The sequence below is a fragment of the Streptomyces sp. NPDC088387 genome (assembly GCF_044753385.1).
Lineage (GTDB): Bacteria > Actinomycetota > Actinomycetes > Streptomycetales > Streptomycetaceae > Streptomyces.
Window position 1 is genome coordinate 259,319 of sequence record NZ_JBIVNC010000010.1, and the last position, 24,378, is coordinate 283,696.

Genomic DNA, 24,378 nt, shown 5'->3' on the forward strand with positions numbered 1-24,378 from the left:
CGGGCGGTGACCGGTGATACGAGATCAAGAAGAGACGATGAAGCAGCAGGGTGTGCACCCCGAGGACGCGGAGGGCACCTCTGACGCTGCGTCACGCCCGGACGCCGCCGACCCCGCCGACCAGGCCGACACGGACGCGGAGCGTTACCCCGAGGAGCCGCACACGGACGAGGTCGAGGGCGACGAACCGCTGCTCCCCGCGCGCGTGCACCGCCCCTCCGACCTCATGCGGCTGCTCGTCGGTGTGCTCGGCGTCGTCATACTCCTCGCGATCGCCGGATTCGCACACGGAACCACCTCGGGCCTCGAACAGGACATCAGCAAGGGCACCGGACAGGCCCCCGACCTCCTGATCAAGATCGCCGGACTGGCGTCCAGCATCGCGATCCTGCTGGTGCCCGTGGCGTTCGCGATCGAGCGCCTGATCAAGCGGGACGGACTGCGCATCGCCGACGGTGTGCTCGCCGCGGTCCTCGCGCACGGCGTGACCCTCGCCACCGATCTCTGGGTCGCCAGGGCCGCCCCCGACTCCATCCAGGAGGCGCTGACCCAGCCCTCCCCCGGCGACATCAACGCCCTCACCGACCCGGTGCACGGCTATCTCGCGCCGGTGATCGCGTACATGACCGCCGTCGGCATGTCGCGCCGGCCGCGCTGGCGCGCGGTGCTGTGGATCGTGCTGCTGCTCGACGCGTTCTCGATGCTGGTCACCGGCTACACCACGCCGTTCTCGATCATCCTGACCGTGCTGATCGGCTGGAGCGTCGCCTACGGCACGCTGTACGCGGTCGGCTCGCCCAACGTCCGGCCCACCGGGCGCACCCTCATGGCGGGCCTGCGCACGGTCGGTTTCCGCCCGGTGAGCGCCGCGCGGGAGGAGATCCCGGAGAGCATCGACAGCGGCGACCGGGGCCGGCGCTACTTCGTCACCCTGGAGGACGGCCCACCCCTGGACGTCACGGTCGTGGACCGCGAACAGCAGGCGCAGGGCTTCTTCTACCGGGTGTGGCGCAATCTGACGCTGCGCGGCTTCGCCACGCGCCGGAGCCTTCAGTCGCTGCGCCAGGCGCTGGAGCAGGAGGCCCTGCTGGCGTACGCGGCGATCGCCGCGGGCGCCCACGCGCCGAAGCTGATCGCGACCTCCGAGCTCGGCCCGGACGCCGTGATGCTGATCTACGAGCACACGGGCGGACGCTCGCTCGACACCCTCGCGGACGAGGAGATCACCGACGATCTGCTGCGCAGCACCTGGCACCAGGTGCGCGCGCTCCAGTCCCGGCGGATCGCCCACCGCAGGCTCGCCGGTGACGCGATTCTGGTGGATCGTTCCGGCAAGGTGATCCTCACCGACCTGCGCGGCGGCGAGATCGCGGCCGGCGATCTGCTGCTGCGGATGGACATCGCCCAGCTGGTGACGACCCTCGGCCTGCGCGTGGGCGCCGAACGCGCCGTCGACTCCGCGCTCAGCGTGCTGGGCCCGGACGCCGTGGCCGACTGTCTGCCGATGCTTCAGCCGATCGGCCTGACCCGCTCCACGCGCGCGACGCTGCGCCGTCTCGGCCGGGAGCGCGCCGAGCGGGAGCGCGAGGCGGTTCTTGAGGCGTCCAGGCACGCGAAGCTGGCCCGCGCGGAGGCGGCCGAGAGCGACTCCATGGTCGTCCTCGAAAAACTCGACAAGAAGGCCGCCCGCGCGCAGTCCCGGGCCGAGAAGCGGGCCATCGACGAGGCGCTGGACGAGGCACGCGAGGAGGATCTGCTGACGCAGATCCGGCACCAGGTGCTGCGCATCAGGCCGCAGGCTCCGGTGGAACCGGCCCGCCTGGAGCGGGTGCGGCCGCGCACGCTGCTGAGCATCATCGCGGGCGCGATCGCCGCGTACTTCCTGCTGTCGCAGCTCACCCACATCGAGTTCGGGACGCTGTTCGCCAACGCGGAGTGGGGCTGGGTCGCCGCGGCGGTGCTGTTCTCGGCGCTGAGCTATGTCGCGGCGGCGATGAGCCTGCTGGGGTTCGTGCCGGAACGGGTGCCGTTCGTGCGGACCATCGCGGCGCAGGTCGCCGGGTCGTTCGTGAAGATCGTGGCGCCCGCCGCGGTGGGCGGTGTCGCGCTCAACACGCGGTTCCTCCAGCGCGCGGGTGTGCGGCCGGGCCTGGCGGTGGCGAGCGTCGGCGCGTCGCAGCTGTTCGGGCTGGGCTGCCACATCCTGATGCTGCTGTCCTTCGGTTATCTGACCGGCACCGAGAAGACCCCGTCCCTCTCGCCGTCCCGGACCGTCATCGCGGGTCTGCTCACCGTGGCCGTGCTGGTGCTGGTGGTCACGTCGGTGCCGTTCCTGCGGAAATTCGTCGCCACGCGCGTGCGATCCCTTTTCGCCGGGGTCGTGCCGCGCATGCTCGACGTGCTCCAGCGGCCGCAGAAGCTGGTCACCGGCATCGGCGGCATGCTGCTGCTGACGGCCTGCTTCGTGATGTGCCTGGACGCCTCGATCCGCGCCTTCGGCGACGAGTCCGCCTCGATCAGCCTGGCCAGCGTCGCGGTGGTCTTCCTCGCGGGCAACGCGCTGGGGTCCGCGGCGCCCACGCCGGGCGGTGTCGGCGCGGTGGAGGCGACCCTGACGGTCGGTCTGATCGCCGTCGGCCTGCCCAGCGAGGTGGCCGCCCCGGCCGTACTGATGTTCCGTCTGCTGACGCTCTGGCTGCCGGTGCTGCCGGGCTGGCTGGCCTTCAACCACCTCAGCCGCAAGGGCGCCCTCTGACAGCCGCCTCCAGCGGCACGCTCATCGCGCATCCCCTCCGCCCCTCCCCGCGCGCGTACCTCGTACGGCCCGTGCCCCGAGCGCCCCGACCGGCCGCGCCGCAGGATGGGTTCATGCCGAAACGATCCCGCCTGCGCGCAGCCGCCGTGACCGCCACCGCCGTACTCCTGGCCTCCGCGCTGGCGGCCTGTAGTGACGACGACACCAAGGACGTGGATCTGACGGCCCAGAAGCTCGGCTGGAAGGACTGCCCTGCCCCCTCCGAGGCGGAGGGCGGCGGCGACGCACCCTCGCCGCTGCCGGGGGGCGCCAAGTGGCAGTGCGCCACGATGAAGGCGCCGCTGGACTGGGCCGACACCAAGGGCGACACGATCGACATCGCGCTGATCCGGGCGAAGACCAGCGGCGACCAGAGCAAGCGGATCGGCTCGCTGATCTTCAACTTCGGCGGACCCGGCGGCTCCGGCGTCACCACGCTGCCCGCCTTCGGGACGGACTACGACACCCTGCGCACCCGCTACGACCTGGTGAGCTTCGACCCGCGCGGAGTCGGCCGGAGCGCCGGCGTGCGCTGCGAGAACAACCAACAGCTGGACGCGTACTTCCAGCAGGACGCGACCCCCGACGACTCCGCCGAGCGCACCGAGTACCTCGACAACGTCAAGGACTTCAACGCGGCCTGCGAGAAGAACTCCGACCGGGTGCTGCCGCACGTACGCACCACCGACGCGGCCCGGGACATGGACCTGATGCGCGAGGTCCTCGGCGACGACAAGCTGTACTACTTCGGCATCTCGTACGGCACCGAACTCGGCGGCGTCTACGCCCATCTGTTCCCGAAGAGAGTGGGCCGGGCGGTGTTCGACGCGGTCGTCGACCCGACGCAGAACTCGGAGCAGGGTTCGCTCGGCCAGGCCGAGGGCTTCCAGCTCGCGCTCGACAACTTCGCCGAGGACTGTGTCTCCAAGACCGAGGACTGCCCCGTCGGCGACAGCGCGCAGAACGTGAAGGACCGTATCGCCAAGCTGCTCAAGGACCTCGACGGCAAGCCCATCCCGGGCATCTTCCCGCGTGAGCTGACCCAGACCGCGGCGACGAGCGGCATCGCGCAGTCGCTGTACTCGCAGGACTTCTGGGAGTACCTCACCGAGGGCCTCGAGCAGGCGTACGACGGCAACGGCCAGGTCCTGATGCTGCTGGCCGACTCGATGAACGGCCGCAACCAGAACGGGGAGTACAGCAATCTCGCCGCGGCCAACATCTCCATCAACTGCGCCGACGACAAACCCCGCTACACCACCGACTACGTGCTGGAGAGACTGCCCGAGTTCCGCGCCGCGTCACCGCTGTTCGGCGACTACCTGGCCTGGTCCATGGTCAGCTGCACCGACTGGGCGGTGCCCGGCGCCGCCGACCACCCCGACGTCTCCGCGAACGGCTCGGCGCCGGTCCTCGTCGTGGGCAACACCGGCGACCCGGCCACCCCGTACGAGGGCGCGCGCAAGATGGTGACCGCGCTCGGCAAGGGTGTCGGCGTCGAGCTGACCTACGAGGGCCAGGGGCACGGGGCCTACGACAGCAAGAACAAGTGTGTGCGATCCGCGGTCGACGGCTATCTGCTGAACGGCCGGATCCCGAAGGCCGGCACGGTCTGCTCGTAAAAGCACCGTCTGCCCCGGAGAAATAGCAGGTCAGAACGTTATCCACAGGCTTCAACGGATTCCGCGATCCCCGCCTACGATGGCCTGACACCGTTCGCCTCCGAAGTGCGGACGGCCTGCGAGGGGGGATGTGCGATGACGCGTTTCGTACGGTGGACGGCGCTCGGTGCCGCCGCCGCGCTGCTGGCCACGGGTTGCAGCTCGGGCTCGTCGGACGACGGGAAAAGCAGTGAGGGCGGCCGGAGTTCCGATCCTTCGACGGGCGCGTCCTCGTCCGGGGGCTCGGCGCTGCCGTCCTCGCTGACCGCACAGAAGCTCGACTGGGGCGAGTGCGAGGGGACCTCCGACTCGCCTCCGCCGGGCGACGACTGGCGGTGCGCCACGCTCAAGGTCCCACTGGACTGGGCGAAGCCGGACGGCAGCACCATCGATCTGGCCCTGATCCGGGCCGCGGCGCAGGGCGACGACCGCATCGGCTCGCTGCTGTTCAACTTCGGCGGGCCGGGCGGCTCCGGGGTGTCGTCGATGCCGTCGTACGCGTCGACGGTCTCCGCGCTGCACGAGCGGTACGACCTGGTGAGCTGGGACCCGCGTGGTGTCGGCGCGAGCGAGGGGGTGCGCTGCCGCGACGACAAGGCGATCCAGGCGGCCGAGGCGTCGGTGGACGCCACACCGGACACACCGGCCGAGGAGCAGGCCTATCTCAAGGACGCGACCGCGTTCGGCGAGGGCTGTGAGAAGAGCGCCGGTCCGCTGCTCGCGCATGTGTCGACGACGGACACCGCCCGGGACATGGATCTGATGCGCCAGGTCCTCGGCGACGACAAGATGCACTACTTCGGCATCTCGTACGGCACCGAACTGGGCGGCGTCTACGCCCACTTGTTCCCGAAGAACGTGGGGCGGCTGATCCTGGACGCGGTCGTCGACCCGGCCGCGGACACCGTCGGCCACGCCAAGAACCAGACGAGGGGCTTCCAGCGCGCCCTGAACGACTATCTGGACTCCACCGGCGAGGACCCGAAGGAGGGCACGGCGCGGATCGCGGATCTGCTGGAGCGGATCGACGCCGAGCCGCTGTCCACGTCGACCAGCCGCAAGCTCACCCAGTCGCTCGCGATCACCGGCATCGTGCTGCCGCTGTACAGCGAGTCGGGCTGGCCCAGCCTGACCAGCGCGCTGGCCTCCGCCGAGGAGGGCGACGGTTCGGAGCTGCTGGCGCTGGCCGACGGTTACAACGAGCGGGACGCGGCGGGCAACTACGGCACGACGACCCACTCCCAGCGGGTCATATCGTGCTTGGACGACAAGCAGCGGCCGACCGTGGCGGAGACCAAGAAGCTGCTGCCGGAGTTCGAGAGGATCTCGCCCGTCTTCGGGCAGTTCCTGGGCTGGGACACGGCCGGCTGGTGCCACGACTGGCCGGTGGCGGGGCAGCACGACACCCCGGAGGTGAGCGCGCCGGGCGCGGCGCCGATCCTGGTGGTGGGCAACACCGGCGACCCGGCGACGCCCGTGGAGGGTGCCCGCGAGATGGCCGACGAACTGGGCAAGGGCGTGGGTGTGGTGCTCACCTGGAAGGGCGAGGGCCACGGCGCGTACGGGAGCGGCAGCGACTGTGTGGACTCCGCGGTGAACGCCTATCTGCTGGACGGCAGGGCGCCGAAGGACGGCACGGTCTGCTCATGACGACGGCGGGGGTCCCGGACACCCGTGGTGCCAGGGACCCCCGCCGGTGGGTCGGTGGGGCCGGACCGGTGGACCGGCCGGCCGGTCTAGTAGACGGGCTTGTCCGGCTCGATCTGGTTGACCCAGCCGATCACGCCGCCGCCGACGTGGACGGCGTCGGCGAAGCCCGCGGCCTTGAGGACGGCCAGGACCTCCGCACTGCGGACACCGGTCTTGCAGTGCAGGACGATCTTCTTGTCCTGCGGGAGGCCTTCGAGGGCGGTGCCCATCAGGAACTCGTTCTTCGGGATCAGCTTGGCGCCCGGGATGGAGACGATCTCGTACTCGTTGATCTCGCGGACGTCGATGATCTCGATGTTCTCGCCGTCGTCGATCCACTCCTTGAGCTGCTTGGGAGTGATCGTCGAGCCGGCGGCCGCCTCCTGGGCCTCCTCGGAGACGACGCCGCAGAAGGCCTCGTAGTCGATGAGCTCGGTGACGGTCGGGTTGTCGCCGCAGACCGCGCAGTCGGGGTCCTTGCGGACCTTGACCTGGCGGTACTGCATCTCCAGGGCGTCGTAGATCATCAGGCGGCCGACCAGCGGGTCGCCGACGCCGGTGAGGACCTTGATGGCCTCGGTGACCTGGATGGAGCCGATGGACGCGCACAGCACGCCCAGGACGCCGCCCTCGGCGCAGGAGGGGACCATGCCGGGGGGCGGGGGCTCCGGGTAGAGGCAGCGGTAGCACGGGCCGTGCTCGGACCAGAAGACCGACGCCTGGCCGTCGAAGCGGTAGATCGAACCCCAGACGTACGGCTTGTTCAGCAGCACGCACGCGTCGTTGACGAGGTAGCGGGTCGCGAAGTTGTCCGTGCCGTCGACGATCAGGTCGTACTGGCTGAAGATGTCCATCACGTTCTCGGCCTCGAGCCGCTCTTCGTGCAGGACCACGTTCACGTACGGGTTGATGCCCAGGACGCTGTCGCGGGCGGACTCGGCCTTGGAGCGGCCGATGTCGGCCTGGCTGTGGATGATCTGGCGCTGAAGGTTCGACTCGTCGACCTCGTCGAACTCCACGATGCCGAGCGTGCCGACGCCGGCCGCGGCCAGGTACATCAGCGCGGGCGAGCCCAGGCCGCCGGCGCCCACACAGAGCACCTTGGCGTTCTTCAGCCGCTTCTGCCCGTCCATGCCCACGTCGGGGATGATCAGGTGGCGGGAGTACCTGCGGACCTCGTCGACGGTGAGCTCGCCGGCGGGCTCGACCAGGGGTGGCAGCGACACGGGGACTCCGTTGGTCGGTCGATCACTACAGTTGTTCTCCCCGTAACAGTGCCACGGCCTTTTTCATTCCGAGACACCTGTTCCAATCCGCGAGACGATCTCGTCCCAGTAGCCGGGCACGGCCTCCCAGGGGTCCTGGCGGCCGGAGCGGTCCGTGCGGTCGGTGAACCAGATCGTGGCCGCGCCCTGCCAGCGGGCGATGCGCAGCGCCTCGTCGAGATGGCCGCCGGGCACCCCGTGGACGAAGTGGCAGAACTTCTCGGGCGGATAGGAGGCGGTCCACTCGGCCACCTGCGACCAGCGGTAGTCGCTCCAGGGGCCGGAGAACGTGACCAGTTGGTCGGCGTTCTCGGCGTAGCCGGGGTGCGGGTGGGTGCCGTGGCCGAGGACGACATGGGGTTCGCCGTCACTGATCGCGCGCAGGGTGGTGATGGTGCGGCGGATCTCGGGGAGCGCGTCGCGCTCGGCGGGGCAGCGGTCAAGGAGGAAGCCGTCGACGAGATACCAGTCGAGATAGCGGTGGGCCTCGGAGATCACGTCGCCGAAGCCGCGGGTGCCGTAGCCGGTGTCGATATGGCCGAGGACGCGGATGCCGGCGTTGCGCAGCCGGCCGGCCGCCTCCAGGCAGTGCGGGTCGGGGCGGTCGCCGGGGCCGTCGGCGACGTCGAGGACGACCCAGTGCAGCGGGGTGCCGGGGCGGGCGAGTCCGGCCCACTCGGCGGAGGCGACAAGGGGGTGCGCATAGCCGGGGACGCCGAAGCCGGTGCGGACGTCGGTGCTCGCGGTGCTCGGAGTGGTGCTGGTCAGATACGGCATGCCGCCTCCATCCAGATGTCTGCGAGGGACTCTTCGAGGTTGATCCGGGGGCGCCAGCCGAGCCGGTCGCGTGCGGTGCGCACATCGGCCTGCTGCCAGCTGCCGCAGCCGTCGGGATACGGGTAGGCGACGGGGGCCGCGTGGTCGGACTCGCTGCGCGGGTGGCCGATGGTGGCCCGCAACGGGCCGGGTGGGCCGTCGAGTTCGTGCAGCGCGCCGCCGTAGCCGGCCACGCGGGCGAGAGTCGCGGCGGCGTCGCGCAGGCGTACGGCGCGTCCGGAGCCGATGTTGATGACGCCCTGTGCGGCGGAGAGCGAGGCGGCGTGCACGGCGCGGGCCACGTCGCGTACGTCGACGTAGTCGCGCTGTGCGCCGAGGCCTCCCAGCTTGAGTTCGCCGTCGCCGGACTGCATGGCGCGGCGCATGGCCTCGGCGAGCCGGCCGAGCGGGGAGCCCGCGGGGGTGCCGGGGCCGGCCGGTGAGAAGACGCGGAGCACCACGGCGTCGAGGCCGGAGCCGAGGACGAGTTCGGTGGCGGCGAGTTTGCTGACGCCGTAGGGGCCGCCGGGGCGGGGCACGGCGTCCTCGGCGGTGGACGAGCCGGGCTGGCTGGGCCCGTACTCGGCGGCGCAGCCGATCTGTACGAGCCGGGCGCCGCAGCCGCTGCGCCGCAGGGCCTCGCAGACGGTGGCGACGGCGACGGTGTTGTGCCGGGCGAGGTCGCGGGCGCCGCCGCGGGTGGCGCCGGCGCAGTTGACGACGACGCCCGGGTGGACCGCGTCCAGGAAGCGGGTGAGCGCGCCGGGGCTGCCGGACGCGAGGTCGAAGCGGACGTCGGCGTCGTCGCCGCGGCCGAGCGCGGTGAGCTGGACGGCCGGGTCGGCGAGCAGCCGGTCGGCGACGAACCGGCCGATGTATCCGTTGGCTCCGATCAGCAGGACCCTCATCGCGCGGCTCCCGGGGTGTGCGCTCCGGTGGTGCCGAAGACGCCAGCGGGTCCTGGTGCTCCGGTTGTTCCGGGTCGGGAGGTGGTCATCTGGTGTTCTCCTTCGAGGGGGTGGTGCGGGTGCCTGCGGCGGACGGGCCGGGCGTCCTGGGCCGGTCGGGGGTGTGGTGCGTGGGGGTGGCCGTGCGGGTCGGCACGGATGCCGGCCGGCGGGTGCCCGTGCCGGTACGCGGTCGTGGGCGTCGACGGGGACGACGGCGGGGGCGGCCGTACGGGCGTTCCGGCCGCGGGGCCGGGGCCGGCCGGGTCCTCGGGGGCGGCCTCGGGGTGTGCCGGAGGCCGGGTCATCGTGGGGGCTCCGGCTCGGCGTGGGCGGAGGCGCGGGTCAGGGCGCGGGCCGCGTGGACGAGGAGGACGAGCGCACCGGCCGCGCAGGCCAGGGCCGGGACGCTGCCCGGTCCCCAGGTGTCGACGAGTGCCTGGACCGGGGTGGCGAGGAAGTCGCAGCCGGGCAGCCGGGCGGCGAAGACACTGGCCAGGGCGAGCGCCTCGGCGCCGGCCGCGCAGGTGAGGATCACGGCCGGGGCGTAGGTGAAACCGTGGATGTGGAGGAGCCGGGCGAGCAGGAGGAGGGCGCCGAGGGTGAGGGTCTGGAAGGGTGCGGCCGGTTCGTCGAGGACGGCCGCGCAGCCGGCGAGCAGGGCGGCGAGGGCGCCGAGGTACAGGGCGAACGCGCCGAGCAACAGCGGTCGTACGGAACCGGCGAAGTCCTCCAGGCCGCGGCTGGCGGTGAGTCTGCGGCGGGCGCCGGCCGCGAAGAGGTGGGCGGTCCAGGCGGCGGGCGCGCAGGCCAGGGTGAGCGCGAGCAGCGGGGCGGTGGCCAGGGGCCAGGTGTCGTCGGCGCCGCCCGTCGGCAGGGTGTCGGGGCCGCCGCCGGCGGCGACGCGGAGCAGACCGTCGCCGAGGACGGCGTAGGCGAGGAGCCAGCAGGTCCAGGTGCCGGTGGACGGGTAGGGGCCGGACGAGGTGCGGCGGGTGCGCAGCGGGCCGTTGGACAGGGCCGCGCGCAGGCCGAGGCCCACGGCGACGACGGCAGCGGCGGCCACGAGCAGGCGGTTCTGACCGTCGGTGATCCGCAGTCCGGCCACCCCGGCGGCGCACAGCGCTCCGGGCAGCAGGGTGCGGACGACCCAGCCGACACGCACGCTCGGCCCGCCCGGGCCGTCGGGGCGGGGGCGGGTCTCGTCGTCACGGGAGACGCGGGCGTACATCTCCTCCGCGAGGGAGAAGACGTCACGGTGACGGAAGCGGGCGGCGGTGCGGTCGGTGACGCCGTGCGCCTCCAGGCCGGCCGCGATCTCCAGCGGGTCGACGGCCTGTTCGCACAGTTCGCGGTGGCGGTGCATCAGCGCCTTGACGGGGTCGGCCGCGCCCCGGCGGGGGACGGCCGTCTTCTGCGGCTGCGCGCCAGGAAGGGCCTCGGACCCGGCGGCCTCGGACTTCGCACCGGAAAAGGCCTCCGACCCGGCACCCTTGGGCTGCGCGCCGAGAAGCGCCTCCGACCGGGCGTCCCACGCCCCGGCGCCGACCGGCGCACCGGGCCTGTCGAGGTCGCTCATCGCGCTCCCTCCGGAGCCGGTGCCATCCCGGTGGCCCGCACCGGTGGCCCCGCCGCCCAGGTCGGGCCGCCACGGGCGACGACACGGTCGGTGAGGTCGGTCCAGCGGCCCGGGACGTGCACCTCGGCCGGGACGGCGAAGGGGAGCGGCTCACCGGAGTCGCCGAGGACAACACGGCGGACCGGGCACTGCGAGACGATATCCAGGTAAATGCCGTGAAATGCCGTGATGTTCTGCTCGGCGCTGAACAGTTCGAGTGCGCGGGCGCGCGCGGCGGCTCCCAGGCGTTCACGGCGCTCGGGGTCGCGCAGCAGGGACACGCACGCCTCGGCGAGCGCCCGCGGATTGCGCGGCGGCACCACGAGTCCCGTACCGCCGATGACCTCGACGACCGCTCCGACATCCGTCGACACGGTGGCGCGTCCGCTGAACATGGCCTCGACCAGGCTGATCGGGAAGCCCTCGACGACGCTGGACAGCACCACGACCGCGCCGGAGGCGTAGGCCGCGGCGGGCGTCGGCACGTCGGGGTCGCCGAACTCCTCGAAGGACACCGGGTTCTCGCCGACGGAGTGCGGACCGGCGGCCTCGTCCGGGAACAGCTGGGCGGCGAGGGCCCGGCAGTGGGCGAGATAGGCGGCGCCCTCGGCGCCCGAGGGGGCGCCCACGACCCGCAGTCGCGCCTTGGGTTCGGCCCGGCGGACGTCGGCGAAGGCGTGCAGCAGGGAGACGAGGTCCTTGGCGGGTTCGACACGGCCGACCCAGAGCAGGGTGTCCGGGTCGGCGTGCTGGGGCGACTCCCCGGCCTCCGCGAAGGGCGCGGCGTCCATGCCGGGGTAGACCGTGCGCAGCTTCGCCCGGTCGGCGCCGCACCGCTCCTGCCAGCGCCGGGCGTGCGCGTTGCCGTGCGTGACGCGGGCGGAGGAGCGGTAGACCTCGGCGGCGAGGCGGCCGTGGAAGGCGGCGAGCAGGGCGCGTACGGCGGGGGCGGCCGCGTCGGCGCCGGACGCGAGGTAGTGCGTACGCAACTGCACGCCGTACTCGGTGACGAGCAGTGGTATCCCGCCGAAGTGCCGGGCCAGCAGGCCGGGGAGCGCGGCGGTGCCGCCGGACGCGGCGTGGCACAGGTCGACCGAGCCGAGTCCGTCGTCCTCGTACCAGTCGAGGGAGAGGGGGCGCAGGGCGCGTTCGAGGTGGGCGGCGACGGCGAGGAGATCCGGTACGCGCGCCTCGCGCGCCGGGCGCAGGGCTCCGGGTGCACGACAGGCGCGCTCCAGCGCACGTACGGCGACCTCCGAGCGCAGAGCGCCGACCAATCCGCCCTCGTCGCGGGCGAGTTCGGCGAGCCCGTAGAGCGCGTTGGCGAAACGGTCCGCCTCAAGGGCGGACGCCCCACGGGAGGCCTCACCCGGCACCCCCGCCTCAGCACCCCCAGCACCCCCGGAGCCCCCCACGCCCCCGGCGCCCCCGGCGCACAACACCGAGGCCAACTCCCCGTACGCCTCCGCGAACCGCCGGCGCGCACGCCGTCCGTAAGCGACCCCGTCGTCCTCGGCCGTCCACAGCGGTGCGGTCCGCACCCGGCTGACCTGGGGCGGCAACGGCAGCCAGCCCTCGCCCTCCTGGCGCTCACTGCGGCTGAGCGCGTAGAGGTCGAACTCGTGCTGCCCGAGCCCGCGTACGAGCCGGTCGCACCAGAGCCTGGCGTCACCGCTCACATACGGATAGCCACCCTCCGTAAGCAGTCCGATGCGCACGAGTGCACCCCCGTTCTCCCGTATGGGGAGCCGCCGTTGAACCGGCGGCTCGCAGCGGGACGAACGTATGCGGACATGACCGTGGCGCGACGGACGGTTGTCCATCGCGCCACCAGAAGGGGTGAACGGTCGTAACTTTCCCGTGCGGATCGCGTTCGGTCGCGCTAGGCGATCAGGCGACTACACAGCGAACACGGAGCGTCAGCTTCCGGGGTACGCCCAGGCGTTGGGGAGGCAGTGGATGCCGTCGTAGTCCAGGAACTTGGTCTGCTGCTGCATCACGGGGGCGAGATCGCCGTCCTTGTCACAGGTCACATGGGAGAAGCCGAGCCGATGGCCGACCTCGTGGTTGATCAGCATCTGCCGGTAGGCGTGGATCTCCTCGTCGCCGTACGTCTCCGAGCCCTGGGCCCAGCGGTAGGCGTTGATCATCACGCGCTCGGTGGAGGCGGAGTCGCACGAGACGTTGTCGACGGTGGTGTCCAGGCCGGACTTGGCACACCACTCGGCGGTGGTGCCGGGGCTGGCCAGGGTGATCACGAAGTCGGCGTTGCCGGAGTAGATGCGCTCGAACGTACGGGCCCCGTCGTGGGCCCAGCTGCGCTCGTCGTTCAGCGTCTTCTGCACGGCCTGCGCGAACAGCGTGCCGTCGAGCCCGAGCCCCTTCTCGACATCGACGCGGTACGTGAACTTCTGCCCGTCACCGGGCGCCTTGGCGATCCCGGGGATCGCGTCGAACTTCCCCGGGCCGTCCATCGAGGCGCTCAGGGGGTACGTCTTCGCCATCATCTGGTCGTACGTCAGCGGCACCGGCGCCGGCGGCTCGGTGGGCGTCGGCCGCTCGTCGCTGCGCGAGGCCGGGTCCCGGGCGTCCCGCGCCTGGTCGGTGGCGGACTGCGACTGCACGGCGTCGTCGTCCCCGCCGTCGTCGATCTGCCCGGCGACGATCAGCGCCAGCACGGTGGTGACGGAGAGGGCGGCGATACCGACGAAGGTCCGCCCCTTGCCGCCCCTGCCCCGCTCGGCTTCGTCGTACGGCGGCGCGTCCTCGTGGTCCGCACGGGCGTCGGTGAGCAGACCGACCCGCGTACGGGACCCCGTCTCCCACTCGGTGACGGAGGCGTACGGGTCGTCGGCGCGGCCCGCGGACGGGTGGCGCGACGTGAAGAAGTCGTCGTCGGCGTCGAAGGCGTCGACGTAGTCCTGCCGGGGCCCCCGGGGACCCCCGGGCGACGTCGGCCGCTGTCGCGGTATGCCACCGCCACCGGGTCCCGGGGCGGAGCCGCCGCCGAGTCCGGCACCGGGCCCGCGACCTCTCAACTCGCCCCAGCCGCCTCCGGTCTCGTGCTGCTCGGGGTGTCCGCCGCGCACCCGCGGCATGCCGTGCGCCGGGGTGCCGTCGGGCATCCGCTGCGCACCGCGCGGCGGCGGGCTGTCGGGGAACCTGCGGATGCCCTGGGCGGGGGTGCCGTCCGGCAGCCGGGGATGGCCGTGCGGAGGCGTGCCGTCCGGAAGATGCGGGAAGCCGTACGCGGGAGTGCCGTCCGGGAGCCGGGGGAAGCCGTGGGCCGGGGTGCCGTCCGGCAGCCGCGGAAGTCCGTGGGCCGGCGTGCCGTCCGAGAAGCGGGGCACGCCAGATCCTGGCGTGCCCTCGGAAAACCGCGACGTCCCGTCAGAAAACCGCGGGGAGCCATGAGGTGGCGAACCGTCAGGGAACCGCGGCGACCCGTACCCCGGTCTCGCTCCCGGTCCCTGTCCGCCGCCGGCACCCGGCACGGACGGCCCCTGCTGCCGACCGGAGTTCGGGCCGGCGGATCCCGGTGCCCCGGTACTTCGGCCCGGTTCCGATCCCTTACGACGACTCCCGGTGTCCGCGGCGTCGCCCCTGGGGGCGGACCCGCGGCGGCTGTGGCGTCCCACTCTGCGCCTCAGCTCCCTGTCGTCGTGGAATCGGCCCCGCCGGGACCGCTCTGGCCCTGGCCGTGCCCTGTCTGCGCCTGACCGCGCCCTGCCTGGGCCTGACCGCGCCCGGACTCAGTGTGCCCGATCCCGCTCTGTGCCTGACCACGCCCGGCCGAATTCTCACCAAGTCCGTTGTTCGGCCGACCGCGCCCGGCGGTCTGCCCCTCACCGCGACGCGTCTGCGAACCACGCGCCTGACCCTCGTCCCCGCCACGCCCGACGGAGCCACCACCACCGCCACCACCGCTGCTGCTGCCGCTGCCGCTCCTGCCGCCGTCGCCGCCCGCAGGAGCGTTGCCACGCAAACCGTTACTGGCCCCACCGCCACCGGCGGAAGCCCCGGAGTCCCCCGCCGCCCGATTGCCACCCGAACGGCCCCTCCCGGAACCGGCGGAACCGGCGGAATCCCCGGAACGCCCCGAGGCCGCCGAGGCACCCGAACTCCCCGGACCCCGAGCCCCGCTCCCGCCGAATCCACCCACCGTCACACCGCTCCCGCCGCTCCCGCCGTCCTCCACGGCCCGCACCACCGCGCCCCGCGCCGCCGCGGGCTCCGCATCCGTACCCGATGCGGCGTCCACGTCCCGGAGCAGTTCACGGAACGCCGTGGCCACCGTCCCCGGGTACTCCATCATCGCCACGTGCCCGGCGTCGGGCAGCGACAGCAGCCGGTTGTCGCGGAAGGAACGCGCTGCCTTCTGTGCCATGCGGAAGCCTACGAGCTGGTCCCGGCCGCCGTAGACGAGAAGGGTCGGTGCGAGCACCCGTTCCGCCTGGCGCCACAGCCCGTGCTGGCCGCCGAGCGTGTACGCGTCGACGATCCCCCGCGCGGAACGCGCCATCGCGTCCCAGAAATACGGCAGTTGGAGCCGCCGCTCCATCTCCTCGACGGCGTGCTCGAAGCCCTCCGTCGTGACCTGGCCGGGGTCGCCGTAGCAGAGCGCCAGGACGCCGCGGACCCGCTGCTCGGCCGTCCAGCCCTGGGAGAAGCGGGTCAGCAGCCGGATCATGCCGGGCATCGCGAGCAGCGCGGTCGGCAGGGCGCTGCGCTGGATCCGCAGCTCGGGCAGGGCCGGCGAGATCAGCGTGAGGCTCCGGACGAGGTCCGGGCGTACGGCGGCCACCCGGGTGGTGACGGCGCCGCCGAGCGAGTTGCCGAGGAGGTGGACGGGGCCCCGCTCGGCCGCGTCGAGATAACGGATCACGGCACGCGCGTGCCCGGTGACCGAGAAGTCGCCGTCGTCCGGCGGCGGGGAGTCGCCGAAGCCCGGCAGGTCGAGGGCCTCGCTGTCCACGGTGCCGTCGAGCCGTTCCATCAGCTCCGACCAGTTCTGCGAGGAACCGCCCAGTCCATGGACGTAGAGCGCGGGCGGCAGTCCCTTGCGCGCCGGGGGCCTCGAACGCAGCGTCAGGGTGACTCCCGGCAGCCGCACCGACCTCAGTCGTTCGCCTTCCGCGACCCTGACGGGCAACACCTTGGGAAGCGCGTTGGCAGTTGCTACGGACGGCAACTCGGTCGAAGACATGCGGCAATGTTACGAGACGATCACGCAGTGGCTCATGTGTTCGCCATCACAAGCTCGATCGGCGTCGAGTAACCCGGAGACGGACGGAACGGCCCCTGCGCGACGGGTGACGATTCGGACGCGGATCGCATAGCGCCCCGCTCCGGTGTCTCCTACGCTCAAAAAGAGGGCACCCGCGTGGGACCCCTGCATTCAACAGGGACGTTCGTAGGAAGGGAGCCCACCATGGCCGTCGACCCCACCGATCCCGAGACATTCGCCGACGAGATCGCGCAGCACGCCGACGAGATCGACGTCGAGGCCCCGGACGCCGACGCCGCCGAGCAGGCGACCGCTGTCGGCCCGGACCGCGACGACCCGCTGACCGGCGTGAACACGGACGAGGCCGACGAGGGGGACCTGGCCGAGCAGGCCCGGGTCGTCTCCCTCGACGAGGACGACTACCGGTGACCGGACGGCACCGCCTCCCGGTATACCTGTCGAGTTCCTGTCCGGCCCGCCGTTATCGCCCGGTCGGAGCGCGTTCGACCGTGTACGCGCGGCTTTCATGACCGTCCGGTCCGTGAAATTCTGCGCTCGCACCGCGCACAGCACGGTTACCGAAAAGTACGATGGCCGCGCGGCGCACACCGCATGTGGACGATTTTGGGAGGCGGCGTGACAGCCATCGAGCAGACAGAGGCGGCCCGCCCGCGAGGCACCCGCCTGCCGCGCCGTGCCCGACGCAACCAGCTGCTGGGCGCCGCGCAGGAGGTCTTCGTGGCGCAGGGCTACCACGCGGCCGCGATGGACGACATCGCCGAGCGCGCCGGCGTCAGCAAGCCGGTGCTCTACCAGCACTTCCCGGGCAAGCTCGACCTCTATCTCGCGCTGCTGGACCAGCACTGCGAGTCGCTGATCCAGTCCGTGCGCCACGCGCTCGCGTCGACGACCGACAACAAGCAGCGGGTCCGCGCGACCATGGACGCGTACTTCGCGTACGTCGAGGACGACGGCGGCGCCTTCCGTCTGGTGTTCGAGTCGGATCTGACGAACGAGCCCGCGGTGCGCGAGCGCGTCGACAAGGTCACCAACGAGTGCGCCGAGGCCATCTGCGAGGTCATCGCCGAGGACACCGGCCTCTCGCAGGCCGAGTCGATGCTGCTGGCGTCGGGTCTGGGCGGTCTCGCGCAGGTCGTGGCCCGCTCCTGGCTGCACAGCGACCGCAGCGTCCCGCGCGACCAGGCGGTCCAGCTGATCACCTCGCTGGCCTGGCGGGGCATCGCCGGCTTCCCGCTGCACGGCAGCGACCAGCACCACCACTGAGGGCGCGGCACGGCCGGGGCCGTTTGTTCCCGACCGCTGTTCGCTCCTGGCGTGGCAGGGCGGAGCGTGTACGTCCCCTCACCGGGCTAATGTGTGCTGCGTACGGCGCGGAAGGTCGCGCACTTCACTGACCGTCGGAGGGACATAGCCGTGGAGGTCAAGATCGGCGTGCAGCACGCGCCCCGCGAGATCGTTCTGGAGAGCGGTCAGACCGCCGAAGAGGTCGAGCGCGTGGTGGCCGAGGCACTGGCGGGCAAGGCACAGCTGCTGAGCCTCGTGGACGAGCACGGCCGCAAGATTCTCGTCCCGGCCGAGCGTCTCGCCTATGTCGAGATCGGCGAGCAGGCCCCGCGCAAGGTGGGCTTCGGCGCGCTGTAGGACGCACGCGAAGAGCTTGAGCAGGCCGGAGGGCCCGGGGTCGAGAACCCCGGGCCCTCCGGCCTGTCCGCTCTTCACGAATCGAACACGGTTCACGCACAGGGGAGGATTGCATTCCGCAGGTCAGGGGTATGACGGGCTACGACCGTTTAGGGCAGGACGGCCGGGTGGGAGGAACCCCGACATGCTCTTGGAAGCGATCAGTTCCGCGTTGCTCGGTCTGGCGTTGGCCTGGGTGGCCACCAGCCGGCTGCCGCACCGCCTGCCCGCCCGCCCCCTCGTCCTGTCGACCGGCGTCGCGGGCTCCCTCTTCGGCGCCTTCGTCACCCACAGCGCCCTGGAGACCGCGAGCCTCCTCCTGATCCTGGCCGGCGCAGTCACGGTCTCAGCAGCCTCGCTCTCCCTGCTGCTCCGCCCGGCAGCCCGCCTACGCCGCCGCTCAGCACCGGCGTAGGAACAGGGAACGGCCCGGAGCAACGCCGGGTGGCGCAACGCCGCCAGAAGGGGCGCGGGGAACTGCGCGACAAGCCCCCACACACCCGCACCCGCCCCCCGGCAGCCGCCCACCCCCACCGAAGGCGCCCCGAACCCCTAGGCGGCCAGCCCCAGCGCCGCCATCCGCTTGGTGTGCGCCTCAGTGATCCGCGAGAACATCCGCCCCACCTCCGCGAGATCGAACCCGTCGGCCACCCCGCCCACCAGCATCGTCGACAGCGCGTCGCGCTCGGCGACCACCCGCTGGGACTGGGACAGCGCCTCCCCCATCAGCCGCCGCGCCCACAGCGCGAGCCGCCCGCCCACACGCGGGTCGGCGTCGATCGCGGCACGCACCTTCTCGATGGCGAAACTCGCGTGCCCGGTGTCGTCGAGCACGGCGAGGACCAGCTGACGGCTGTCGGAGTCGAGACGGGCGGCGACCTCACGGTAGAAGTCACTGGCGATCGAGTCGCCGACGTAGGCCTTGACCAGGCCTTCCAGCCAGTCCGAGGGCGCGGTCTGCTTGTGGAAGCCGTCGAGCGCGGCGACGAACGGGTCCATCGCCTCGGTCGGCTCCGCGCCGATCTCGGTCAGCCGGTCGCGCAGCCGCTCGAAGTGGCCGAACTCGGCCGACGCCATCTTCGCCAGCTCCGCCTTGTCCGCCAGCGTGGGCGCCAGCTTGGCGTCCTCGGCGAGCCGCTCGAACGCCGCGAGTTCCCCGTACGCGAGCGCGCCGAGCAGGTCCACGACCGCTGCCCGGTACTGCGGATCCGCGGCGGCCCGCGCCCAGTCCTGCGCGGCGACGCCGGTGGGGGCGTCGGGGGTGTCGGAGGCGTTGTGAGGCTTGTCAGCGGTCGTCATGAAGCGCACAATAGCCCGCTCGTTCCGGAGCGGAAGTCCCTGGTCAGTCAGTGTGACAACGACGACCTGGTGAACGGACCCGCCAAGTGTGACGACCACAACGTGACCCAATCGGCCATCGCATGTGCGCCAATCCGGGGTATGGTGGTAATGCGCCTGCTGAGCACAGGGACGTCTTGACACGTCAGCGCTCCGGTCAGGCCACACGTATGAGGATGCCCGGTCGTTGGCCCGATCGGCTCCGACCCGACAGCCTTCCCTGACCGTACGGCTTCCTGCGTACGACGATCGGAGGGACCCCCTCAGCGGTACGAGCGCTAGAGCGTCGGCAGAGGTCCCGTGCCATACGGCTCGCCGTACGGCGGCCGACGTCCCCGGCACGGTCCGACACGACCCCCGCGCTCGCCTCGCACCGCGCACACAGAAGAGGCAGCACCCTGACTACGTTCCGAGAGCTCGGGATCCTTCCCGAGACCGCCGAGGCCCTTGAGGCCGTCGGCATCATCACTCCCTTCCCCATCCAGGAGATGACCCTCCCCGTCGCCCTTTCCGGCACGGACGTCATCGGCCAGGCCAAGACCGGCACCGGCAAGACGCTGGGCTTCGGCCTCCCCATCCTCGAGCGCGTCACCGTCCCCGCGGATGTCGAGGCCGGACGCGCCGCCCCCGACGCCCTCACCGAGGCCCCGCAGGCGCTCGTCGTCGTCCCCACCCGCGAGCTGTGCACGCAGGTCACCAACGACCTGCTGACCGCGGGCAAGGTGCGCAACGTGCGCGTGACCGCGATCTACGGCGGTCGCGCCTACGAGCCCCAGGTCGAGGCCCTGCGCAAGGGCGTCGACGTCGTCGTCGGCACCCCGGGCCGGCTGCTCGACCTCGCGGGCCAGAAGAAGCTCAACCTCAAGCACGTGCGGTGCCTGGTCCTCGACGAGGCCGACGAGATGCTCGACCTGGGCTTCCTGCCCGACGTCGAGAAGATCATCAACCTGCTTCCGGTCCGGCGCCAGACCATGCTGTTCTCGGCGACCATGCCGGGCGCGGTCATCGGCCTGGCCCGCCGGTACATGTCGCAGCCCACGCACATCCGGGCCACCTCGCCCGACGACGAGGGCGCGACCGTCGCGAACACCGCGCAGTACGTCTACCGCGCGCACAACATGGACAAGCCCGAGTTGGTCGCCCGCATATTGCAGGCGGACGGCCGGGGCCCGGTCATGGTCTTCTGCCGCACCAAGCGCACCGCGGCCGACCTCGCCGACCAGCTGAAGCAGCGCGGTTTCGCGTCCGGCGCGGTCCACGGCGACCTCGGCCAGGGCGCCCGCGAGCAGGCGCTGCGCGCCTTCCGCAACGGCAAGGTGGACGTCCTCGTCTGCACCGATGTCGCCGCGCGCGGCATCGACGTCGAGGGCGTGACCCACGTCATCAACTACCAGTCGCCGGAGGAGGAGAAGACCTACCTCCACCGCATCGGCCGCACCGGCCGCGCGGGCAAGAAGGGCATCGCGGTCACCCTCGTCGACTGGGACGACATCCCGCGCTGGCAGCTGATCAACAAGGCGTTGCAGCTGAACTTCAACGACCCGCCGGAGACGTACTCCACGTCCCCGCACTTCTTCACCGACCTCAGCATCCCCGCCGGCACCAAGGGTGTGCTGCCGCGCTCGGAGCGCACGCTCGCCGGGCTGGAGGCGGAGGCGCTGGAGGACCTGGGCGAGACGGGCGGCCGTGGTCCGCGCGGCCGTGGCGGTCGTGGCGGCCGGGACGAGTCCCGCACCGCCGAGCGCGAGCGTCCGGCCCGTACACCGCGCCGCCGTCGCCGTACCCGCAGTGGTACGCCGCTGGAGGGCGGGGACGCCCAGGCCGGTACGCCGGCTCCGGTCGCGGAGACCGCCGGCACCGCCGGGGCGGAGGCCGTCGCCGGGCCGCGCACCCCGCGCCGCCGTCGCCGCACCCGTAACGGAGCAGCGGGCGAGCAGGCACCGGCCGCCGTCGCGACGCCGGTCGAGGCCGAGGCCGCCGTGAGTGTCTCGGAGGGCCCGGCCGTCCTGGACGACGCCCCCGACACCGCCGAGGCGCCCGCCAAGTCGCGCCGCCGCCGTACCCGCAAGACCGCGGAGACGACGCCGGTCGTGACGGAGGCTCCGGTCGCGGAGGCCCCCGTAGAGGCTCCGCAGGTCGCGCTCGACACGGCCGAGGCCAAGCCGCGTCGCCGTACGCGCAAGACCGCGGCGACCACCGCTGCGGTCGAGGCCGTGGAGACGGTCGCGCCCGTCGAGGCCGTGGAGGCTACGGAGACCAAGCCGCGTCGCCGTACCCGCAAGGTCGCCCAGGCCACCGAAGCCGCCGAGGCGGTGGTCGACACGGCCGAGGCCACGGAGACGAAGCCGCGCCGCACCCGCAAGACCGCGGCCACGACCGCGACTGCGGCCGTGGAGCCCGAGGCCGTCGAGGCCGCGCCCAAGCGGACCCGCAAGGCCGCGGCGCCCGCCGAGGCGGCCCTCGACACCGTCGAAGGCGTCGAGGCCAAGCCGAAGCGGACCCGTAAGAAGGCCGCCGCCGTGGCCCCGGAGGCGCCGGAGGCCGCTGAGGCGGCCGCCGAGGCCAAGCCGAAGCGCACGCGCAAGAAGGCGACCGCCGCGGAGGCTGCCGTCGACACGGTCGAGGGCGCCGAGGCCAAGCCGCGCCGCGCCCGCAAGACCGCGGCCACGACTGCGGCCGTGGAGCCCGAGGCGGCCGAGGCCGCGCCCAAGCGGACCCGTAAGAAGGCCGCCGCCGCGATCCCGGCCCAGGCCACGGCCGACGAGGCCGAGGTCAAGCCGAGGGTCCGCAGGACCCGCAAGGCGACGGCGTCAGCGGAGTCCGCGGACGGCTGACCCGGATCCGACCGTCGACGGCCCGGCCCCCACCAGGGGGACCGGGCCGTCGCCGTTCCCGTGAAAGCGGTGGGCGAGTGCGGGTGCGTGGTGGCTGGTCGCGCAGTTCCCCGCGCCCCCAGGGGGCTGCACAACCGGCGTTTACTTGCTCAGCGGCGATGAGCTGCCGCTTTTGAGGGGCGCGGGGAACTGCGCGCCAAGCCACGACGAACCCGCACCCGCCCCACCCCCGAAACCCCCGCCGGTTACCCTCGGAACCGTGAGCCGACCCCACACCCTGATGCCGCCGCCGGCCGCCCGCGCCTACCCGCTGCGTACCGCGCGCGGTGACTTCGCCGTGGTGGACCATCCCGCGGCGCCCGACGCCGAGCAAAGGGGCGTCGCGCTGATGCTGCCGGGCTTCACGGGGAGCAAGGAGGACTTCCGCCTCCTGCACGAACCGCTCGCGGCCCGCGGCTACCGTACGGTCGCCGTCGACGGCCGTGGCCAGTACGAGTCCGACGGGCCGGCGGAGGACGAATCGGCGTACGCGCAACCGGAGTTGGCGAAGGACGTCCTCGCGCAGGCCGAGGCGCTGGGCGGCGGCCCGCTGCATCTGTTCGGGCACTCGCTCGGCGGACAGATCGCCCGCGCGGCCGTACTGCTCGACCACTCCCCCTTCGTCTCGCTGACCCTCATGTCGTCGGGCCCGGCGCAGATCTCGCCGCCCCAGCAGGACCGTGTGAAGCTGCTGCGGGACGCGCTCGCGGTGATGTCGATGGCCGACGTGTGGGTGGCGATGGAGGCGATGGGCCCCCCGGAGGACGTCGGTGGTCCGGCGCTGGGGGTCGGCGGCCGGGACCATCTGCGCCGCCGCTGGATGGGCAACAAGCCGGCCCAGCTGATCGCCACGGGACGGCAGTTGTGCACGGAGCCGGACCGGGTCGCGGAACTGGCCGCGCTCCCGCTGCCGTTCCACGTGCTGTCCGGTGCCGTCGACGACACCTGGCCGGTGCCGCTGCTGGACGAGATGGCCGAACGGCTGCACGCGCGGCGCTCGGTCGTGGCGGACGCCGAGCACTCGCCGAACGTGGACCAGCCGCTGCCGACGGCCCGTGCGATCGCCGGCTTCTGGGACACCGTAGGGCGATGAGCGCTCAGTAGAGCGTGCGCAGATGCTCCCAGAAGCCGTCACGCAGCGCGCGGCGCAGATCGGCCTGGCCGCGCAGCGAGTACTGGAGAATGCCCTCCGCCTCCACCAGGAGGTCCTGGTCGACCGAGCCGGGCAGGTAGGGGTGGCCGGGCAGCAGCTCGACGAGGGCCTCGCGACCGCGTGAGGCCAGCCACTTCGCGGCGATCTGGGCGCCGACGAACCGGACGTCCTCGCGGCCGGGCCGGGTGGCGGCGGCCTCGTAGGCGGCGGTGGTGCGTCTGCTGACGTAGGGCTTGAAGAAGTCGAGGTCGAGGGTGCGCTGGCTGTCGACCTCCCAGAGCAGCGGCTCGGCCTGGTTGCGGCCCTCGGGGGCCTCGATGCCCCACAGGTGCACGCGGGCGCCGTAGCCCTGGGCGGCCTCGACCGCCGACACCAGGTCCTCGTCGCCGCCGAGCAGGGCCGCGTCGCTGATGGCGCGGTGCCGGGCGAGGGACTCCAGATCGGTGCGGATCAGCGAGTCGACGCCCTTCTGCTGGTTGTTGGCGTTGAGGTTGCCGAGGCGGACCTTGACGTCGGGGAGTTCGGCGATGGACTGCTGCTCGGCGGTGTGGATGCGGCGGCGGGCGCCGTCGTACCAGTAGACGCGCAGCAGCCGGCTGTCGGCGAAGATCTGGCGGGCCTTGTCGATCAGCGCCTCGATCAGCCCCTCGGCGTCGAGGTCGAAGGCGCGGCGGTCCTCGGTGCCGGCGACGAGCCGGCCGGCGGCCGCGTACAGATAGCCCGCGTCGACGAAGATCGCATGGGTCGAGGGCGTTTTCGCCACCTCGGCCAGCATGCGTTGCAGCAGCTCGTTGGTGCGGTCGATGCGGGCGGACAGCGCCGCCGGGTCGTCGTTCATCGGGTCCATTGTCCCGGCGGTCACGCTGCGAACACAACCGGTCCCGATCAGTCTCAGAAAAGCCGCTTACCGGCCAGTATTTAGTCGTTCGAAAAATTTCCTTAGCGTAGGGAATCTTTCTGGCGCGCGGCCGGTTGTGAATGAACGGAACATGGGGCACAGCCGCCTCATCGACCCCCATCAGTAGTTCTCCTCAGGAGGATGACCAGACGAAGGGAGAAGCCATGCGCTTCGAGATCATGCGACTCGACGACGTCGACGGCACGCCCGTGGACACCACCGTTGTGGACGCCGCCTCCGTCAACCGGATCGTTCAGCAGGCCGCCGCCATCGGGCAGCGACTGTGGATCCGTCCGGCCGACCCCACGGCCTCGTAACACCGAATTCTTTTTTACGACGCTTACTGACGACGCCCGAGGGCCCCGTACGGACATCCCGTACGGGGCCTCCGTGTGTCC

General features: G+C 72.2%; 18 protein-coding genes and 1 pseudogene. 10 read left to right on the forward strand and 9 right to left on the reverse strand.

The genetic code is table 11. The features are described 5' to 3' along the window. The first annotated feature begins 37 nt into the window (after positions 1–37). From ACIQAC_RS26735 to ACIQAC_RS26745, 3 genes are all read left to right on the forward strand, one after another. A complete protein-coding gene (locus ACIQAC_RS26735) occupies positions 38–2,755 on the forward strand; it encodes a YbhN family protein (RefSeq protein WP_402194946.1) in 2,718 nt (905 codons plus the stop codon). Positions 2,756–2,868: 113 nt separating this feature from the next. After that, positions 2,869–4,416 carry an alpha/beta hydrolase gene (locus ACIQAC_RS26740; RefSeq protein WP_402194949.1) on the forward strand — a complete coding sequence of 516 codons (1,548 nt, stop codon included), beginning with the start codon at positions 2,869–2,871 and terminating at the stop codon, positions 4,414–4,416. Positions 4,417–4,551: 135 nt separating this feature from the next. After that, positions 4,552–6,105 carry an alpha/beta hydrolase gene (locus ACIQAC_RS26745; protein WP_402194951.1) on the forward strand — a complete coding sequence of 518 codons (1,554 nt, stop codon included), beginning with the start codon at positions 4,552–4,554 and terminating at the stop codon, positions 6,103–6,105. Between the two features lie 86 nt (positions 6,106–6,191). Here the strand turns inward: ACIQAC_RS26745 and moeZ are convergent, their stop codons facing one another. The 7 genes and pseudogenes from moeZ to ACIQAC_RS26780 all read right to left on the reverse strand — a co-directional run. Next, complete coding sequence (gene moeZ, locus ACIQAC_RS26750; protein ID WP_402194954.1) at positions 6,192–7,370, reverse strand: adenylyltransferase/sulfurtransferase MoeZ; 1,179 nt, start codon at positions 7,368–7,370, stop codon at positions 6,192–6,194. Between the two features lie 63 nt (positions 7,371–7,433). Further along, positions 7,434–8,186, reverse strand: coding sequence for a spherulation-specific family 4 protein (locus tag ACIQAC_RS26755; protein ID WP_402194957.1), 753 nt, complete (start codon positions 8,184–8,186; stop codon positions 7,434–7,436). Beyond that, positions 8,174–9,133, reverse strand: coding sequence for an NAD-dependent epimerase/dehydratase family protein (locus ACIQAC_RS26760; protein ID WP_402194959.1), 960 nt, complete (start codon positions 9,131–9,133; stop codon positions 8,174–8,176). Before ACIQAC_RS26760 ends, ACIQAC_RS26755 begins: the two co-directional genes overlap by 13 nt. Positions 9,134–9,476: 343 nt before the next feature. Continuing rightward, on the reverse strand, positions 9,477–10,751 hold the full coding sequence (locus ACIQAC_RS26765; protein ID WP_402194962.1) for a hypothetical protein: 1,275 nt from the start codon (positions 10,749–10,751) through the stop codon (positions 9,477–9,479). After that, positions 10,748–12,508: a DUF3492 domain-containing protein gene (locus ACIQAC_RS26770; protein ID WP_402194964.1), complete on the reverse strand. Its 1,761-nt coding sequence runs from the start codon at positions 12,506–12,508 to the stop codon at positions 10,748–10,750. The genes ACIQAC_RS26765 and ACIQAC_RS26770 overlap by 4 nt, the downstream gene beginning before the upstream one ends. 201 nt (positions 12,509–12,709) lie before the next feature. After that, positions 12,710–14,428, reverse strand: coding sequence for a DUF3152 domain-containing protein (locus ACIQAC_RS26775; protein WP_402194966.1), 1,719 nt, complete (start codon positions 14,426–14,428; stop codon positions 12,710–12,712). 622 nt (positions 14,429–15,050) lie between these two features. After that, positions 15,051–15,996 (reverse strand): annotated as a pseudogene (locus tag ACIQAC_RS26780) (alpha/beta fold hydrolase); the annotation flags it as partial. Between the two features lie 225 nt (positions 15,997–16,221). On the opposite strand from ACIQAC_RS26780, the gene ACIQAC_RS26785 reads away from it, so the two are divergent. From ACIQAC_RS26785 to ACIQAC_RS26800, 4 genes are all read left to right on the forward strand, one after another. Next, positions 16,222–16,446, forward strand: coding sequence for a hypothetical protein (locus ACIQAC_RS26785; protein WP_402194968.1), 225 nt, complete (start codon positions 16,222–16,224; stop codon positions 16,444–16,446). A 207-nt stretch (positions 16,447–16,653) separates the two neighbouring features. Beyond that, positions 16,654–17,301 carry a TetR/AcrR family transcriptional regulator gene (locus ACIQAC_RS26790; protein ID WP_402194970.1) on the forward strand — a complete coding sequence of 216 codons (648 nt, stop codon included), beginning with the start codon at positions 16,654–16,656 and terminating at the stop codon, positions 17,299–17,301. Between the two features lie 150 nt (positions 17,302–17,451). Then, positions 17,452–17,679: a DUF3107 domain-containing protein gene (locus tag ACIQAC_RS26795; protein WP_402194971.1), complete on the forward strand. Its 228-nt coding sequence runs from the start codon at positions 17,452–17,454 to the stop codon at positions 17,677–17,679. 184 nt (positions 17,680–17,863) lie between these two features. Beyond that, positions 17,864–18,133 (forward strand): hypothetical protein, encoded by a 270-nt coding sequence (locus ACIQAC_RS26800; protein ID WP_402194973.1) that lies wholly within the window; start codon positions 17,864–17,866, stop codon positions 18,131–18,133. 137 nt (positions 18,134–18,270) lie between these two features. Here ACIQAC_RS26800 and ACIQAC_RS26805 read toward each other — a convergent pair whose 3' ends face one another. After that, entirely contained in the window at positions 18,271–19,017 is a 747-nt protein-coding gene (locus ACIQAC_RS26805; protein WP_402194976.1) for a ferritin-like fold-containing protein, read from the reverse strand. A 527-nt stretch (positions 19,018–19,544) separates the two neighbouring features. Between ACIQAC_RS26805 and ACIQAC_RS26810 the strand changes: the two genes are divergently transcribed. After that, entirely contained in the window at positions 19,545–21,890 is a 2,346-nt protein-coding gene (locus ACIQAC_RS26810; protein WP_402194977.1) for a DEAD/DEAH box helicase, read from the forward strand. 280 nt (positions 21,891–22,170) lie between these two features. Next, positions 22,171–23,022 carry an alpha/beta fold hydrolase gene (locus ACIQAC_RS26815; RefSeq protein WP_402195119.1) on the forward strand — a complete coding sequence of 284 codons (852 nt, stop codon included), beginning with the start codon at positions 22,171–22,173 and terminating at the stop codon, positions 23,020–23,022. A 4-nt stretch (positions 23,023–23,026) separates the two neighbouring features. On the opposite strand, the gene ACIQAC_RS26820 is transcribed toward ACIQAC_RS26815, so the two are convergent. Beyond that, positions 23,027–23,920: an NYN domain-containing protein gene (locus ACIQAC_RS26820; RefSeq protein ID WP_402194980.1), complete on the reverse strand. Its 894-nt coding sequence runs from the start codon at positions 23,918–23,920 to the stop codon at positions 23,027–23,029. Between the two features lie 224 nt (positions 23,921–24,144). Between ACIQAC_RS26820 and ACIQAC_RS26825 the strand changes: the two genes are divergently transcribed. Further along, on the forward strand, positions 24,145–24,297 hold the full coding sequence (locus tag ACIQAC_RS26825) for a hypothetical protein (RefSeq protein ID WP_360215009.1): 153 nt from the start codon (positions 24,145–24,147) through the stop codon (positions 24,295–24,297). The last annotated feature ends 81 nt before the right edge of the window (positions 24,298–24,378 follow it).